16 protein-coding genes are annotated in these 15,957 nt (G+C 61.1%); 1 reads left to right on the plus strand and 15 read right to left on the minus strand.

Features of this window, described 5'->3' with window-relative positions; translation table 11 throughout:
* Positions 1-78: 78 nt before the first annotated feature.
* Positions 79-1,524, plus strand: a complete 1,446-nt coding sequence (locus P8014_RS09600) for a thioredoxin-like domain-containing protein (RefSeq protein ID WP_337817096.1) — start codon at positions 79-81, stop codon at positions 1,522-1,524.
* Here P8014_RS09600 and rnhB read toward each other — a convergent pair.
* The 15 genes from rnhB to rpsB form a co-directional block, all read right to left on the minus strand.
* A complete protein-coding gene (rnhB, locus tag P8014_RS09605) occupies positions 1,511-2,095 on the minus strand; it encodes a ribonuclease HII (protein ID WP_337817097.1) in 585 nt (194 codons plus the stop codon). The two genes, P8014_RS09600 and rnhB, sit on opposite strands and share 14 nt — an antisense overlap.
* Positions 2,095-3,246 (minus strand): lipid-A-disaccharide synthase, encoded by a 1,152-nt coding sequence (lpxB, locus tag P8014_RS09610; protein WP_337817098.1) that lies wholly within the window; start codon positions 3,244-3,246, stop codon positions 2,095-2,097. The genes rnhB and lpxB overlap by 1 nt, the downstream gene beginning before the upstream one ends.
* Positions 3,246-4,013, minus strand: coding sequence for an acyl-ACP--UDP-N-acetylglucosamine O-acyltransferase (lpxA, locus tag P8014_RS09615; protein ID WP_337817099.1), 768 nt, complete (start codon positions 4,011-4,013; stop codon positions 3,246-3,248). The genes lpxB and lpxA overlap by 1 nt, the downstream gene beginning before the upstream one ends.
* Positions 4,010-4,459 (minus strand): 3-hydroxyacyl-ACP dehydratase FabZ, encoded by a 450-nt coding sequence (fabZ, locus tag P8014_RS09620; protein ID WP_337817100.1) that lies wholly within the window; start codon positions 4,457-4,459, stop codon positions 4,010-4,012. The genes lpxA and fabZ overlap by 4 nt, the downstream gene beginning before the upstream one ends.
* Positions 4,460-4,483: 24 nt before the next feature.
* Positions 4,484-5,527 (minus strand): UDP-3-O-(3-hydroxymyristoyl)glucosamine N-acyltransferase, encoded by a 1,044-nt coding sequence (gene lpxD, locus P8014_RS09625; RefSeq protein ID WP_337817101.1) that lies wholly within the window; start codon positions 5,525-5,527, stop codon positions 4,484-4,486.
* Positions 5,528-5,596: 69 nt separating this feature from the next.
* Positions 5,597-6,109 carry an OmpH family outer membrane protein gene (locus P8014_RS09630; protein WP_337817102.1) on the minus strand — a complete coding sequence of 171 codons (513 nt, stop codon included), beginning with the start codon at positions 6,107-6,109 and terminating at the stop codon, positions 5,597-5,599.
* 14 nt (positions 6,110-6,123) lie between these two features.
* The gene (gene bamA, locus P8014_RS09635; RefSeq protein ID WP_337817103.1) at positions 6,124-8,439 is read right to left on the minus strand and encodes an outer membrane protein assembly factor BamA; all 2,316 of its coding nucleotides are present in this window, start codon (positions 8,437-8,439) and stop codon (positions 6,124-6,126) included.
* Positions 8,439-9,800 carry an RIP metalloprotease RseP gene (rseP, locus tag P8014_RS09640; RefSeq protein ID WP_337817104.1) on the minus strand — a complete coding sequence of 454 codons (1,362 nt, stop codon included), beginning with the start codon at positions 9,798-9,800 and terminating at the stop codon, positions 8,439-8,441. The genes bamA and rseP overlap by 1 nt, the downstream gene beginning before the upstream one ends.
* The gene (gene ispC / locus P8014_RS09645) at positions 9,797-10,999 is read right to left on the minus strand and encodes a 1-deoxy-D-xylulose-5-phosphate reductoisomerase (protein WP_337817105.1); all 1,203 of its coding nucleotides are present in this window, start codon (positions 10,997-10,999) and stop codon (positions 9,797-9,799) included. Before ispC ends, rseP begins: the two co-directional genes overlap by 4 nt.
* Positions 10,996-11,823, minus strand: coding sequence for a phosphatidate cytidylyltransferase (locus P8014_RS09650; protein WP_337817106.1), 828 nt, complete (start codon positions 11,821-11,823; stop codon positions 10,996-10,998). The genes ispC and P8014_RS09650 overlap by 4 nt, the downstream gene beginning before the upstream one ends.
* Positions 11,816-12,565 carry a polyprenyl diphosphate synthase gene (gene uppS, locus P8014_RS09655; protein ID WP_337817125.1) on the minus strand — a complete coding sequence of 250 codons (750 nt, stop codon included), beginning with the start codon at positions 12,563-12,565 and terminating at the stop codon, positions 11,816-11,818. Before uppS ends, P8014_RS09650 begins: the two co-directional genes overlap by 8 nt.
* Positions 12,566-12,703: 138 nt before the next feature.
* The gene (frr, locus tag P8014_RS09660) at positions 12,704-13,261 is read right to left on the minus strand and encodes a ribosome recycling factor (protein ID WP_337817107.1); all 558 of its coding nucleotides are present in this window, start codon (positions 13,259-13,261) and stop codon (positions 12,704-12,706) included.
* A gap of 3 nt (positions 13,262-13,264) precedes the next feature.
* A complete protein-coding gene (pyrH, locus tag P8014_RS09665; RefSeq protein ID WP_337817108.1) occupies positions 13,265-13,999 on the minus strand; it encodes a UMP kinase in 735 nt (244 codons plus the stop codon).
* Positions 14,000-14,079: 80 nt separating this feature from the next.
* A complete protein-coding gene (gene tsf, locus P8014_RS09670; RefSeq protein WP_337817109.1) occupies positions 14,080-14,958 on the minus strand; it encodes a translation elongation factor Ts in 879 nt (292 codons plus the stop codon).
* A gap of 71 nt (positions 14,959-15,029) precedes the next feature.
* Positions 15,030-15,788 carry a 30S ribosomal protein S2 gene (gene rpsB / locus P8014_RS09675; protein WP_337817110.1) on the minus strand — a complete coding sequence of 253 codons (759 nt, stop codon included), beginning with the start codon at positions 15,786-15,788 and terminating at the stop codon, positions 15,030-15,032.
* Positions 15,789-15,957 lie beyond the last annotated feature (169 nt).

Consider the following 15,957-nt stretch of genomic DNA (forward strand, 5'->3'; position numbering starts at 1 on the left):
AACAGGTCGCAATCTGGTAATGCCGTCATGCCCCTCCCCACCGCCATAGCGCGAAGATTCCCCCGTGGGGCCTCGCTCATGCTGCTCGCCTTGCTCTTCCCATTCGCAGCGTACGCAGGCGAACCCCCTCTGCCGCCGGGTGCGCCCTGGTTCAATGTCCAACGCCCGCTGACTTCCGCCGACCTGCGCGGGCGCGTGGTCCTGCTCGATTTTTTCACGCCAGGCTGCATCAACTGCATCCATGTCCTGCCCGACATGGCTCGGCTCGAGCACGAGTTCGACGGCCGTCTGCTTGTTCTCGGCGTGAACTCGCCGAAATTCTCCGCGTCGCAACGCAGCGCCAACATCGACGGATTCATCGCGCGATACCACATACGGCATCCGATCGTGACCGATAAGGGTATGACGCTATGGAAGGCTTATCACGTGTTCGCCTGGCCCACGCAGATACTTCTCGGCCCGGACGGCAAAATCGTGGGGCGTTTCGTCGGCGAAGGCCAATACGCGCAGATTCGAGAAGCGGTCATACGGACCCTGGCGAGGGCACGCCAGGACAACACCCCGGTGCAGACCGCACTGCCACTGAAACCACCTCCGGCCACGACGAAAGGGCTGCTGCAACCCGGCAAGATCGCAGTATCCCAGCACTACATCGCAATCAGCGACAGCGGCCACAATCGTATCGTTCTGTTGAATCGCAACGGCAAGGTCATCCGGATCATCGGTAGCGGAACCGCCGGCGCCAAGGACGGTGCTCCCGGCACGGCCGGCTTCTCGGGACCACAAGGACTGGTCTTCCACGCCGACGCACTATACGTCGCAGATACCGGCAACCAGCTGATCCGGCGAATCGCTCTAGCCTCCGGCCGAGTCCGCACCGTCGCTGGGAACGGAGAGCGAGCCTATGGGGTCCACGGCACGCATCCGGCACTCGAAACCGCCCTGAATTCACCCTGGGGCCTGGAGGAGGTCGGTCACGAGCTGTTCATCGCCATGGCCGGCGACCATCAGATCTGGAAATTGGATTTGACGCAGGATCGGATCGGGCCATTCGCCGGCAGTGGCGCGGAAGGCATTGCCGACGGGCCGGCGTCGCGGGCCAGCTTCTCCCAAAGCAGCGGACTGACCTATCACTCGGGCACGCTCTACGTGGCCGATCCAGAGTCATCCGCAGTACGCGCAGTCAACCTCGAAAACGGACAGGTCCGCACGCTCGTCGGACAAGGCCTGTTCAACTTCGGACTGCGAAACGGGCCCGCGGCGCAAGCCTTGCTGCAGCATGATCAGGGCCTGGCCTGGCTCGACGGCAAACTCTACATCGCCGACACCTTCAACAATGCCGTGCGCGTGCTCGACCTCGCGACATCCGAGGTCACTACGCTGACAACGGGTCTGGCGTTGCCGGGCGGTCTTGCAGTGCTGGACTCACATACCCTGCTGGTGGCGGATACCAACGCCAACCGTATCGTAGCGATCGATACGAAAACCGGTACCGTGAGGAACTGGCCGCTCAGCGGTCTTTGAGGAAGAGCGCCTGTGCCCGGCGCACCGGCGCAAAACTCAGACGATGGCAGTCGCTCGGTCCGAATTTTCCCAATGCATCGAGATGCAACGCGGTGGGATAACCCTTGTGACGCGCAAACTCGTAGTCGGGATACGCTTCGTGCAGGCGTAGCATTTCCTCGTCGCGAGTCACTTTGGCCAGAATGGAAGCGGCACTGATGGCTTCCACGCGTGCATCGCCGCCGACGATGGCCTCTGCAGTGCATAACAGATTCGTCGGACAACGATTGCCGTCGATCAGAGCATGCTCGGCCTGCGGCGTCAGCGCCTCGAGAGCCCGACGCATCGCCAACATGCTCGCGTGCAGAATATTGAGTTCGTCGATCTCCTCGACGCTCGCCCCGGCCACCGCCCAGGCCAACGCATCCTTTCGGATCGTCACGGCCAAGATTTCGCGCCGACGGGCGCTCAACTTTTTCGAATCGGCCAGGCCGGCAATCGGCCGCGCCGGATCGAGAACCACCGCAGCGGCCACCACGGGGCCGGCCAGTGGCCCTCGCCCGGCTTCGTCAACCCCCGCCACCAAGCGCATCAATCCTGCCCCCGGGCAAGCGCCAGAACCGCGTCGGCAGCCTTGGCACTGCCGCCGGCTCGCAACTGATGGTGGATCGCGTCGAAAACTTCCAACTGCCGCTCGCGAGCGGCGACGTCGCGCAGCAAAGGTCCGACCGCGGCGGCCAGCGCCTGCGGCGTAACGGCATCCTGAATCAGCTCGGGAACGACATCCATCTGCGCCAGCAGGTTCGGCAGCGAATAACGGTCCACCTGCATGAGTTTGAGGCGGCGTAACAGGGTATACGTCAGGCCAGCAAGGCGATACGCCACGACCATTGGGCGCTTGAGGAGCATCGCCTCCAGCGCCGCAGTTCCCGAGGCCAGCAGGACTGCGTCCGCCGCCGCCATCACCTCATGCGAGCGGCCATCGAACAGCTGCAGCCCGAGCCGCGGCGCAACCTGCTGCCACTGCGCCTCGAACGCGGTGCGGGCGGACGCACTGGCCATGGGTGCTATCACGCGCAATCCCGGAATCTCTTCAGACAACTGCGCCGCAGCCATGAGGAAATCGCGCCCCAGGCGATTGATCTCGCCCAGACGGCTGCCGGGCAGCAAGGCCAGCACCGGCCCCTCGCCCCGCAGGCCAAGTTCCTGCCTTGCAGCCTGCGGATCGGTCCGATCGGGAATGCTCTCGGCGAGCGGATGCCCGACGAAGGTCACCGGCACGCCGTGCGTGCGGTAGAAATCCGCCTCGAACGGAAACAGCGTGAGCATGGCATCGACGCTGCGGGCGATCTTGCCCACCCTGTATTGCCTCCAGGCCCAGACGGAAGGGCTCACATAGTGCACCGCAGGAATCCCGCCTTCACGCAATTTGCGCTCCAGGGCGAGATTGAAGTCAGGGGCGTCGATGCCGACGAAAACGTCCGGCGGATCGTCGAGGAAGTAACGCGCCAGACGATGGCGCAGGCGCAGGAGTTCCGGCAGGCGGCCCAGCGGTTCTACCAGGCCCATCACCGCAAGACGCTCGGACTGCGCAAAGGCGCGGCAACCTGCCGCCACCATGCGTGGACCGGCGATCCCTTCGAAGCGCGCATCCGGCACACGTTCGCGAATCGCCTCGATCAGCCCGGCCCCAAGCAGATCGCCCGAGGCTTCGCCCGCCACCAGGCCGACGCGCAGGCCCATCAGCGAATGATGCTGCGCTTGCTGCTTTCCAGAAAATGCAGCAGACGATCGATTTCCGGATGTTCCACTTCGGAACGCAAGGCATCCAGCGCCTCATCCAGGCGCAAACCCGATCGGTACAGCGTCTTGTAGGCGCGTCTCAGGCGCGAGATCTGCGCGGCATCGAAACTATTGCGGCGCAGACCTTCCGTGTTCAGTCCGTGTGGTTCCGCCAGATTACCGCTGGCCATCACGTAGGGCGGCACGTCGCGGCTAACGGCTGAGCCCATGCCGGTAAAGGCGTACGCTCCGACGCGCACGAACTGGTGAATCAGCGAGAAGCCACCTAAGGTCGCGTAGTCCTCGATGGTCACGTGTCCGGCCAGCGTCGCGCCATTGGAGAAAGTCGTGTGGTTGCCCACCACGCAATCGTGCGCCAGATGCACATAGGCCATAATCCAGTTGTCGTCGCCGATCTTGGTATGGCCCAGATCCTGTACGGTACCCCGATTGAAGGTACAGTACTCACGGATGAGGTTGCGATCGCCGATGATCAGCTCGGTCCGTTCGCCTTTGTATTTCTTGTCCTGAGGCGCGGTGCCCAAAGATACGAACTGATAGATGCGGTTGTTCTTGCCGATCCGGGTCGGCCCTTCGATGACGGCGTGCGGACCGACTGTGGTCCCGGAATCTATGCGCACGTCGGCGCCGATGACGGCGAAAGGCCCCACCGTCACGTCGTCCGCCAACTCCGCACGGGGATCGACAGCAGCCTGCGGATGAATCATTGATCAAGCTCGCGACCGGCGCACATCAGTTCAGCAGTCGCAGCGATCTGGCCGTCGACACGGGCAATGCCGTCGAACTTCCACATATCGCGCTTGACACGCTGCAGTTCCACGTGGAGTTCAAGCTGATCGCCCGGTTCCACCGGCCGTTTGAAGCGCGCCTTGTCGATGGAGACGAACAGGTAGAGGAAATTCTCCGGCGGCTTCTCCCCACGCGTTTCATAAGCCAGCAGTCCCGTCGCCTGGGCCATAGCTTCGAGTATCAGCACCCCAGGCATGACCGGTCGGGTCGGAAAGTGTCCCTGGAAAAACGGCTCGTTGAACGAGACATTCTTGATCGCCTTGAGCCACTTGCCCAACTCGTAGTCGACCACACGATCGACGAGCAGGAACGGATAGCGGTGCGGCAGGCGCTGCAAAATGTCGTGGATATCAATTTCTTTCAAAGGCTTGACCTCGGATTGGTCCAACTATTCGGATTGCCCGGCCGACGCGCCCAGACGCGCCACCTCGGCTTCCAGCTGCTTGAGTTTGCGCGCCATCTCATCGAGATGTCGCAGGCGTGCTGCATTTTTCTGCCATTGGCGCATGGGCTGAGCCGGCAGACTCGAAGAGTAGGCCCCGGCTTGCTCCAGGTCGCTGGCGACCAGACTCATTCCCGTCACGTGCACGCCATCGGCGAGTTTCAGGTGCCCGGCGATGCCGACCCCGCCCCCAATCGTGCAACCACGACCAATGACCGCGCTGCCGGCGATCCCGACACAGCCGGCGATCGCACTATGTTCGCCGATACGCACGTTGTGCGCGACCTGGATCTGATTGTCCAGCTTGACCCCGTCGCCGAGCACTGTGTCCTCGATTGCGCCGCGGTCGACCGTGGTGTTAGCGCCGATGTCGACCTCATCGCCGATGATCACGCGACCGACCTGGGGTACTTTGATCCAGCGCCCGTTTTCCTTCGCGAGACCGAATCCATCGGCGCCGATCACCACGCCGGGATGAATCCGGCAACGCTCGCCAAGCCGGCAATCGCTGCCGACGAATACCTGTGCGACCAAGTGCGTACCTGCCCCCACAGTCGCGCCGGACATCAATACGCACCCCGGCCCGATCACGGCGTTCGCGCCGATGCGACAACCGTCGGCAACCACGGAGTGCGGACCAATGCTAACCCCCGCCCCAATCTGCGCATCGGGGGCGACCACCGCGCTGGCATGTACGCCAGGCGCGGGTTTGCGTTCCGGATGCAGCATAGCAACCGCCCGAGCGAACGCGGCATGCGGATTGCGCACGACCAGCGCCGGCACCGGGCACTCCGCCGCCCATTCCTCACCAAGCACTACCGCGCCTGCCTGCGTACGATGCAGTTCACTCAAATGGGCACGCGAGACCATGAAGGCCAGCGTGGAAGAGGAACCATGAGCGAGCGAGGACACGCGCTCCACGCGAATATTGCCATCGCCCTGTAACCGGGCGTCAAGCGCCTCCCCCAGTTCAAACAATGTCCTACTCATGCCATCCCCACACACATATGCCGCAGCGCGGCATGCGTTGCGGCATATGGACCCGAAGCCGTCTGGACCTCAGTTATTGCTCTTAGCCAGTTCCGCAAGCACCTGCTTGGTCAAATCGACCTTATCGCTGGCATAGACGACTCCATTGCTGAGCACCAGATCATAGCCTCCATCCTTGGCTACCTTCGTGATGGCGTCGAAGATCTTTTTCTGCAGGCCCTGCAGAAGCTCGTTGCGTTTCATGTTGAAATCATCGCGGAACGAACCCATGTCGCGATTGAAACTGCTCATCTTGTCCCGCAAGGCTTTTTCGGCTGCACTTTTCTTGTCGGCCGACATCACCGAAGCGTTCCGCTTCAGATCGGCCTCCTGCTTCTGAATTGCACCGCGCTGCGCGGTGAGGCTTTTCTCGCGATTACCGAATTCCTGCTTGAGCTGCGCGCGGGCGGCCTCTGCCTGAGGCGCCTTGGCCATGATTTCCTGCACGTTGACGAAACCGACCTTGAGCCCGGCCGCCGATGCCGCTGGCATGGCCAACGCCGCAGCCATGAAAACGGCCATAGTCGCAAACACTTTACGCATAGTCATGCTCCACCTCAGAAATATGTACCGATGTTGAACTGAAACACCTGTGTCTTGTCGCCGGACTTCTTATCCAGCGGTTTCGCCACACTGAACGACAGCGGCCCGATCGGCGACAACCACTCCATTGCCAAACCTGCCGACTTTCGCAACTCGTTCGTCTTGAAGTCCTTCACGCCCGCAAACACATTGCCGGTATCAACGAACGCACTCATGCGCACCGAACTCGCATTGGTCAGGAAAGGCGCCGGGAATATCAGGCTGGCGCGTCCAACCAGTTTGAGATCGCCCCCGGTAGGTTGTCCGGTCACTGGATCGAGCGGCCCCAGCGAGCTGTCCTTATAGCCGGCCACCGAATCGATGCCACCGGCGTAATACTTGTCGAAGAACGGCAGACTGGCCGTCCCGTCATACCCCTTCCCATAGCCTACGGTGCCACTCAAGGAGCCGGTGAGCCAGCCGGTGATCGGGACATATTGATGGTTGAAATAGCCCACCTTGTAATACTTCACCGTGCTTCCGGGCGTAATCAGATCCAGGCTGATCCCCTGGTAGTTGCCCTTGGTCGGGAACACCGTCTTGTTGCGGGTATCGTGATTGAGGCCCAATCCCAACTTGAACAGATTGTAGTTCCTGCCGTACTCGGCGATGTAATCGGTCACCGACTGCGCCGGATTGGAGCCCACTTTGACCTTGACCGCCTGATAGCCATAGCTCGCATTCAGCGAATCGTATTCCGACAAGGGCACACCGTAACTCACAGCAGCGCCCAATCTGTCTGCGGAGTAGTCGACGATATCAGCGCTCGCGGTATCCGTCTGCTGATAATAGAGATTGATGCCGCGGCTAACGCCATTCAGCGTGTAATAAGGATTAACATAATTAATCTGATATAGCGTATTGATCTTGCTGGTATTGATCGCGAACTTCATCTGGTTCCCGGTACCCAGGAAATTGCTGCTGCTGACCCCAGTGGAGAGAATCACCCCCTCGAACTGCGAGTAGCCGATGCTCACCCTAAAGCTACTGGACAAGCGCTCCTTCACGTGCACGATCAGATCCACCTGATTGTCGCTACCGGGTACGCGGCGGGTATCGATATTCACGGACTCGACGTACGGCAGACGCTGCAGGCGTACTTTCGAACGATCGATCAGCTTAGTCGAGTAAAGCCCACCCTCCATCTGACGCATCTCGCGGCGTAAGACCTGGCCTGAAGTAGTCTGATTACCCACGAAATGTATCTCGCGCACGTATACACGCCGACCCGGATCAACAAAAAAGGTCAGACCGACGGTCTTGTTCGCCTTGTCAACCTGCGGGATCGGATTGATGTTAGCGAAAGCATAACCGTCGTTACCGTAGCGGTTCTGCAGCGCTTTTACGGTATCGATGACCTTCTTGCGCGAGAACACTTCACCGGCCTTGATCTGCATCAGTTTCATCAGCTCTGCCCTGGGATACAGCAGGTTGCCGGCCAGCTTCACGTCCTTGACGCGGTACTTGTCGCCCTCATGCACGTTGATGGTGATGTACATGTCGCGATGGTTGGGAGTCAGAGCGACCTGCGTCGAATTCAGTGCGAAATCGATGTAACCAGCATCGAGATACTGTGAACGCAGCTTCTCCAACGAGGCGCTCAAACGCTGCTTGGAATATTTGTCTCGCTGGCTGAGGAAGGCCCACCACGGTGGTATGCCGACGTCCAGCTGATCGAGCAACTGCTGTTCCTTGAAGGCATGATTACCGACGACGGTCACCTGCTTGATGGTCGCCGTCTTGCCCTCCGTTATCTTAATGTCGATGTCCACGCGATTGCGCGGCAGATCCTTGACCGTAGTGTCGATCTTCACGTTGTATTTGCCGCGCGCATAGTACTGATCGCGCAGTTGATTCTGCAGGTCGTCCAGCACCTCGCGCTTGAATACCTGCCCTTTGGCGATGCCTGCCTGCTTGAGCGCCTGTTTCAGCTGATCAGTCTTGATCAGGCTGTTGCCGCTGAACTTTATGTCGTTGATCGCCGGCCGCTCCTGAACCTTGACCACCAGCACGTCGCCCTGACGGTATACGTCGACACGGTCGAAGAACCCCGTACGGTACAGAGCATCGATGATCCGGGGGGTTTCCGAGTACTTGAATTCGTCACCCACATGCACCGGCAGGTAGCTGAACACGGTCCCGGGAGTAATCCGCTGCAGGCCCCGCACTTCAATATTGGCGACTTTGAAACTGTCCTTGGCCGGCGCCGCATCGGCGGCCACAGCATGCGTCACGACGCCTGTCCCCAGCCACAACGTGAGTATCAGCGCCAGCAAGCGTTTGAACGTCATCAATTGAACAGCCTGTATAGATCGTTGTAGAGAGCCAGCGCCATCAAGGCGCCGAGCAGCGTCAAACCGATTTTCTGCCCGACGACTTGCGCGGACTCCGAAAGCGGTCGTCCGCGCAGCAGTTCGATGAACTGATACAGCAGATGGCCGCCATCCAGCACGGGCACCGGCAGCAGATTCAGCACACCCAGACTCACGCTGACGATACCCAGGAACCCAAGAAACGCGGACAAGCCGATCGCGGCGGATATTCCGGCATACTCGGCAATGGTGACCGGCCCGCTCAGGTTGCGCACCGAAGCCTGGCCGACGACCAACCGCCCCAGCACACGCAGGGTCAAAACGGTCATGTTCCAGGTTCGCCGCGCTCCCTGGGCAAGCGCCTCCAGCGGCCCATAGCGTACTTCGGTGCGTAAGGTATCACGGAAGACGGCAGGGACAACCCCCTGAATCTGCGCGTCTATGAAACCGCGTGTTTTTCCGTCGACTTGCCGCGGAGCTGGCGTGACGGTCACCTCACGGCTTTCGCCGTTGCGTTCCACGGTGAGTGTCAGCGGCTTTCCGGGATGCGCCTGAATGGAAGCGATCCAGTTCGTGACCGAAACGACCTTCTCGCCGTTCATGGCGATGACCCGATCGCCGGCCTTGAGTCCCGCGCGTTCCGCCGCGCCACCAGGCATCGCCTTGGCGATCACCGGCACGGACGGACGCCATATGCCCAGCCCCATGCGCCCCAGCACATCGGGCTTTTCACCCAGCAGGTGGAGGCCGCTGACGTCCAGATAGCGTGTCAATTCCGCGCCATCCTGGGTACGCACCCTAAGGTCCAGCGTATTGCGCGCCAGCGCGTCCTCGAGAAGCGCCATGCGCGCCTGCTCCCAGCTCTGCACTGCACGGCCGTCGACCTGCAGGATCAGATCGCGTTTTTGCAAACCCGCTTCTGCCGCCACGCTGCCCGGAGTCACCGTGCCGACATAGGGGCGAATTCCCTGCACCCCGATCATGTACATGCAGGCATACAACACGATCGCCAGCAGGAAGTTGGCGACCGGCCCAGCGGCGACGATTGCCATACGCCGCAGAACCGGCTTGCGGTTGAAAGCCCGATCCAGAAGTTCGGGCGGCACCTCGCCTTCACGCTCGTCGAGCATTTTCACGTAGCCGCCCAGCGGAATCGCGGCAATCGCATACTCCGTCCCGCTAGCCGCTGTACGTCTCCACAGCGGCCGGCCGAAGCCCACGGAAAAGCGCAACACGTGGACGCCCATACGCCGGGCCACCCAGAAATGGCCGAATTCGTGCACTGTCACCAAAATGCTGATGGCGACGAGGAAAGCCAGCAAACTCCACAGCACGCTCATGCCGTACGCCGCCTATGCGCGTAGCGCGTCAGCAGCCGGCCTGCATGTTGACGCGCCTGCTGGTCCCAGGCGACGACGGTATCCAGATCCTCCGCAGGCGCCACGCCCAGCGCCGCGAGCGTCTCCTCGATGACGCCCGGAATGGCAGTAAAGGCCAAGCAGTCGTCGAGAAATGCCGCAACCGCGACCTCGTTAGCCGCATTCAGCACCGTAGTGGCCGTACCGCCCGCCCCCAGTGCGTCGTACGCCAGGCGCAGGCACGGAAACTGAACCTTATCTGCCGCCTGGAAATCAAGCCGGGCCACTTCGAGCAGATCGAGCGGCGCCACGCCTGCTTCGATGCGCTCGGGCCAAGCCATGGCATGCGCGATGGGCGTGCGCATATCCGGGTTCCCCAATTGGGCAAGCACGGAACCGTCCGTATAGGCGACCAGCGAATGGATCACACTCTGGGGGTGCACCACCACCTCGATACGCTCCGGCGGCACGTCGAACAGCCAATGCGCCTCGATGACTTCGAGCCCTTTGTTCATGAGCGTGGCCGAATCCACCGAGATCTTGCGCCCCATGCTCCAGTTCGGATGCGCACAAGCCTGTTCTGGGGTCACTGCCTCCAGGCTGTCGACACTCGCCTCGCGAAACGGTCCGCCGGATGCCGTGAGCAGGACCCGCGACACCCCGACCTGGTCGAGCCCACGATCGAAGTCCCTGGGCATGCACTGGAACACGGCATTGTGCTCGCTGTCGATCGGCAACAGCGTAACGCCTCGTTCGCGCACCTCACGCATGAACAAGGGCCCGGCCATCACCAGGGATTCCTTGTTTGCCAGCAACACTCGCTTGCCCGCGCGCACCGCAGCGAGCGTCGGCTCCAAACCCGCCGCACCGACGATCGCAGCCATCACGACGTCCGCGTCGGGTAACTCCGCCAGTTCGACCAGCCCTTGCGGCCCGGCCAGCACCCGCGTATCGAGTCCGGCTGTCGCGAGCCGCATCTCCAGCTCCGAAGTGCAGGACTCGTCGGCGATCGCCGCGAAGGCCGGGCTATGTTGTTCGCACAGCGCCGCGAGTCGTTCAACGTCGCGATGAGCGCTGAGCCCAACTACACGGAAACGCTCGGGATGTCTTGCCGCCACATCAAGCGTACTGGCGCCGATGCTGCCGGTAGCGCCGAGAACTGCAATACCCTGGGGCATCATCCTACGTTCCCCCCCAAAAGCCATGTCAGACCGATCAGGAAAATCGGTGCCGCCGCCAGGTGGCTATCCATACGATCAAGAACGCCGCCATGTCCCGGCAGCAGATGGCCGCTGTCCTTTGCCCCGGCAACCCGTTTGAGCAGGCTTTCGAACAGGTCTCCGCATACCGAGGCGAATACCGTCAGCATCGCAAGCAGCACAAATCCAATCCGCATACCTGAAGAGCTGTCGCCAAAGAAAAGAGAGGCTCCGATCAACGACGCGATGAATGCGGCGAGCAACTCCCCCATCAGACCCTCCCAGGTCTTGCCTGGACTCAGTTGAGGCGCCATGTGGCGCCTTCCGAAACGTTTACCCGTGAAATAGGCGGCAGTATCCCCAACCGCGGCGAGTACGATCAGGAAAATCAACAACCGAGAATCATACCGATGTATAAGAACCAAGGCGATCCAGGCCGGCACGAGCGTCGGCAAGCCGGCTATCCGCAGCCCCCAGTGGAGCCTGACATCGGACGACCAGCGTGACTGCCACAAAGCGAGCAGGACCGCCACCGCGGCCCACCATAGCCCACCGACCGCTAGCGGCAGCCAATCCCATCCGGCCGCCACGCTCGACCAGGCCAGCCACGAGAACAACGCGATGACGCATACGTATGTGCCCTGCCCGATCACACCGCGCAATCCGGTCAGCACGGCCCACTCGCTCGCGCCGAACAAAATGACGACCAGACTGAACGCAGCAAAAAGCGTGTTCGACAGACCAAGGATCACCAACAGCGCGAGCGCAGACAGTGCCAGGCCGGTGAAAATGCGCGTCTTATGCATTGTCCGCCTCGATCTGTTCGCCGGTCAGCCCGAAACGGCGCTGCCGTTTGCCGAAATCGGCAATCGCCTCGTTCAGGGCTGCGGCGCCAAAATCCGGCCATAACGTATCGGTGAAATACAGCTCTGTGTAGGCGAGCTGCCAGAGCAGGAAATTGCTCAGGCGTCGCTCACCCCCGGTACGAATGAACAGGTCCGGTTCGACCAGTCCTGCGGTGGCCAGATATGGCGCTAGAACAGAATCACCCTTCTCTACGGTTTCAAGTCCGCCTTCCGTCCGAGCTGCTTCTGCATAGCCTCGTGCAGCCTGCTCGATATCCCAACGCCCGCCATAGTTGGCCGCAATGACCAGAATCATGCGCCGGTTCCCGCGGGTATGCGCTTCCGAACGCTCCATCTCCGCGCGCAAATTGTCGCTGAACGCACTGCGATCACCGATGAAGCGCATGCGCACACCCTGCTCGTGGAGCTTGTCCCGCTCGCGCCGCAGCGCGGAAAAGAACAACTCCATGAGTGTCTTGACCTCATTCGCGGGGCGGCGCCAGTTCTCGCTGCTGAAGGCGAACAGAGTCAACACCTCCACACCCCGTTCGAGACAGGTAGCTATGATCTCGCGTGTTGCGCCCACTCCGCGCCGATGCCCCTCAGGCCTCGGCAGATGCCGGGCACGCGCCCACCGCCCATTGCCATCCATCACGATGGCAATGTGGCGTGGAACGGCGGAAGTCTGGTGATCAGGAGTCAACACGGACGATGGGAAGTCGTTGCGCGACGCAGCGGCACGCCGCGGGAGAAAAGAAGTGCCGCGCGGAATTGGTCGTGCATCCAGGCATATTCGCACCCCGCTTCCGCCACCGGCATCGAAACTGACGCACTGCGCGCGTCAGATCTCCATCAGCTCTTGTTCCTTGTGCGCCAGCGTTGCATCGATTTCCGCAATGTACTGATCGGTCAGTTTCTGCACCGCGTCCTGCGCTCGCCGTTCATCGTCCTCCGAAATCTCCTTTTCCTTCACCAGAGACTTGAGGTCGTTGTTGGCGTCCCGGCGGATGTTGCGAACTGCCACCCGGCTGCCTTCCGCCTCGTGGCGTACCACGCGTACCAGATCCTTGCGGCGCTCCTCGGTCAAAGGCGGCATCGGTACGCGAATGACCGTCCCGGCACTGGCCGGATTGAGCCCGAGATCGGAGGTCATGATGGCCTTCTCGATCGGCGCGACCATGGTCTTTTCCCAGGGAGTGATGCTCAAGGTCCGCGAATCCTCCACCCCGACCTTGGCAACCTGATTCAACGGCGTGGGACTGCCGTAGTAGTCGACCGTGATGTGGTCGAGCAGGCTCGGCGTGGCGCGGCCGGTACGAACCTTGGAAAACTCGGTTTTGAGCGCTTCCAGGCTCTTGCGCATGCGCGTATGCGCATCCTGATGAATGTCGTCAATCATGTGTCAGTCTCGCTCTACAAGAGTGCCAATCGGCTCACCCATGATGATGCGCTTCAGATGGCCGGGCTGATACACGTCGAACACGCGCAGCGGAATGTTGTTGTCGCGGCACAACACCAACGCCGTGGCATCCATCACACCCAGCTTGTTGGTGAGCGCATCGTCGTAGGTCAACCGCTCGTAGCGTTTGGCATCGGGATTTCGCATCGGATCGGAGTCGTAGACGCCGTCGACCTTTGTGCCCTTGAGCATCAGGTCGGCGTTGACTTCGCTGGCGCGAAGACTGGCTGCCGTGTCCGTGGTAAAGAAGGGGTTACCCGTTCCGGCGGCGAAGACCACCAGACGGCCTTTTTCCAAATGGCGCACGGCGCGTCTGAGAATGTAGTCCTCGCAGATCTGGTTGATCTTGAGCGCGGACATGACACGACAGTAGGCGCCTTGACGTTCGATGGCATCCTGCATAGCCAACGCGTTCATCACCGTCGCCAGCATACCGACCTGATCGCCGGTAACCCTGTCCATACCCGCTTCGGCCAAGCCCGCGCCACGGAACAGATTTCCGCCGCCGATCACTATGGCCAATTGCACACCCATGCGCGACACTTCGGCAGCCTCCGCCGCCAGGCGCCCGATCATCGCCGGCTCTATGCCGAAATCGCCACTGCCCATCAACACCTCCCCACTCAGCTTGAGCAGGACTCTGCGGTAAGCGGGTCTGGCGGTTTCGGAGGGTGTCATCAAGCGGCGTCCTTCAGGAGTTTTCGAACGGGCGGTATTAAACGGGAGAAGGCCGCAAGCGGCCTTCTCCGTGATCAGGGTCAGGATGCGTTGACCTGAGCCATGACCTCGTCGGCAAAGTTCTCGGACTTCTTCTCGATACCTTCGCCGACCTCGAAGCGCACGAAACGTTTGACGGTCGCGCCCTTTTCCTTCAGCAACTGCGCGACGCTAAGGTCGGGCTGCTTCACGAAAGGTTGGCCGAGCAAAGTGATTTCACCTAGGAACTTCTTGATCCGGCCCTCGACCATTTTCTCGACAATCTGCGGGGGTTTGCCGCTCTCGGCAGCCTGGGCGGAAAAGATTTCGCGCTCCTTGTCGATGTTTTCCTGCGGCACCTGATCCTCGTCGACGCAAATAGGCCGGCTGGCCGCAATGTGCATGCACAGGTCGCGCGCAAGTTCGGCGTCGCCGCCTTCGAGGTCCACCAGCACGCCGATACGCACGCCGTGGCTGTACGAGCCGAGGCGCTCGCCTTCGCTCTCCAGACGCACGAAACGACGCACCTGAACGTTCTCGCCCACCTTGGAAATCAATTCCTGACGCGCCGTTTCGACCGACTTGCCATCAAGATCGAGTTCCATCAGCGCTCCGAGATCGGCAGGCGCTTCAGCCAGCGCTCGCGCGGCAACCGAGGCCGAGAACTGCTCGAAACTCTCGTCCTTACCGACAAAATCGGTCTCGCAATTGACTTCCAGCAATACCGCGGCACGGGCATCGTCGGACATCGCGACAACCACCTGCCCCTCGGCTGCAATGCGGCCGGCCTTCTTCACCGCCTTCGCTGCGCCGGACTTGCGCATCGCCTCGATAGCAGCCTCCATGTCACCACCGGCCTCGGTAAGTGCCTTCTTGCACTCCATCATGCCGGCACCGGTGCGTTCACGGAGTTCCTTAACCTGACTTGCCGTGATCTGCATCGCCCTACAACCTCCAAAATACTGAATTCAAAAATGCCGCCGGACGTCAACACGCCCGGCAGCCAATGGGATCAGGATGCGGTCGCCTGTTCCGCGGCGGGCTCGGAGACCTCGACGAATTCGTCCGTAGCACCGCCCGATGCTCGCGCGGCCAAACGCCCCTCGTTGATCGCGTCGGCTGCGGCCGTCACGTACAACTGGATCGCACGCATGGCATCGTCGTTACCCGGAATGACATAGTCGATCTTGTCCAACGAATTATTGGTATCGACCACGCCGATGATCGGAATGCCGAGCTTGGCGGCTTCGTTGACCGCGATACGCTCGTAACCGACATCGACGACAAACAGCGCGTCGGGCAGGCCGTTCATATCCTTGATGCCGCCCAGGCTCTTCTCGAGCTTGTCCATTTCGCGGCGCAGCATTAGGGCCTCTTTCTTGCTGACGCGCTCGAAGCTGCCTTCCTTCTCCTGCGTTTCCAGATCCTTGAGGCGTTGGATCGACTGGCGCACGGTCTTGAAGTTGGTCAGCATGCCGCCCAGCCAGCGTTGGTTGACATAGGGCATGCCGCAACGCTCGGCCTCTTCGCGCACGGTGTCGCGGGCGGAGCGCTTGGTGCCGACAAACATGATCTTGCTGTTCTTGGACGCCAGCTTGCCGAGGAAATTCATGGCGTCATTGAAAAGCGGCAGCGTCTTTTCAAGATTGACGATGTGGATGCGGTTACGCTCCCCGAAGATGTACTCGGCCATCTTGGGGTTCCAATAACGGGTCTGATGCCCGAAGTGCACGCCGGCTTCAAGCATCTGGCGCATGGTTACGTTAGCCATTTGGCTGTCTCCTTGTACGGGTTGGGACCTCCATACGCCCCGTCTGACAACCCCTTAGATGACCCGCTCGGCTCTACAGCATCGAACTGCATACCGAAACCGTGCGATCATTGACCGGAGCACCCCGCCAGACGTGACGGCGCATGTGTGTCGTTCACTCATAAATAGT

It is taken from the genome of Acidihalobacter sp. (assembly GCF_037381185.1).
Lineage (GTDB): Bacteria > Pseudomonadota > Gammaproteobacteria > DSM-5130 > Acidihalobacteraceae > Acidihalobacter_A.

Bases quoted from the DNA above. Each gene is read 5' to 3' on its own strand.
- rseP (WP_337817104.1), bottom strand. From the start codon at position 9,800: ATGAGCGTGCTGTGGAGTTTGCTGGCTTTCCTCGTCGCCATCAGCATT.
- rnhB (WP_337817097.1), bottom strand. From the start codon at position 2,095: ATGCGCTTGGTGGCGGGGGTTGACGAAGCCGGGCGAGGGCCACTGGCC.
- pyrH (WP_337817108.1), bottom strand. From the start codon at position 13,999: ATGACACCCTCCGAAACCGCCAGACCCGCTTACCGCAGAGTCCTGCTC.
- rpsB (WP_337817110.1), bottom strand. From the start codon at position 15,788: ATGGCTAACGTAACCATGCGCCAGATGCTTGAAGCCGGCGTGCACTTC.
- tsf (WP_337817109.1), bottom strand. From the start codon at position 14,958: ATGCAGATCACGGCAAGTCAGGTTAAGGAACTCCGTGAACGCACCGGT.
- lpxB (WP_337817098.1), bottom strand. From the start codon at position 3,246: ATGGGCCTGCGCGTCGGCCTGGTGGCGGGCGAAGCCTCGGGCGATCTG.
- ispC (WP_337817105.1), bottom strand. From the start codon at position 10,999: ATGATGCCCCAGGGTATTGCAGTTCTCGGCGCTACCGGCAGCATCGGC.
- bamA (WP_337817103.1), bottom strand. From the start codon at position 8,439: ATGACGTTCAAACGCTTGCTGGCGCTGATACTCACGTTGTGGCTGGGG.
- lpxA (WP_337817099.1), bottom strand. From the start codon at position 4,013: ATGATTCATCCGCAGGCTGCTGTCGATCCCCGTGCGGAGTTGGCGGAC.
- P8014_RS09650 (WP_337817106.1), bottom strand. From the start codon at position 11,823: ATGCATAAGACGCGCATTTTCACCGGCCTGGCACTGTCTGCGCTCGCG.
- P8014_RS09600 (WP_337817096.1), top strand. From the start codon at position 79: ATGCTGCTCGCCTTGCTCTTCCCATTCGCAGCGTACGCAGGCGAACCC.
- lpxD (WP_337817101.1), bottom strand. From the start codon at position 5,527: ATGAGTAGGACATTGTTTGAACTGGGGGAGGCGCTTGACGCCCGGTTA.
- P8014_RS09630 (WP_337817102.1), bottom strand. From the start codon at position 6,109: ATGCGTAAAGTGTTTGCGACTATGGCCGTTTTCATGGCTGCGGCGTTG.
- frr (WP_337817107.1), bottom strand. From the start codon at position 13,261: ATGATTGACGACATTCATCAGGATGCGCATACGCGCATGCGCAAGAGC.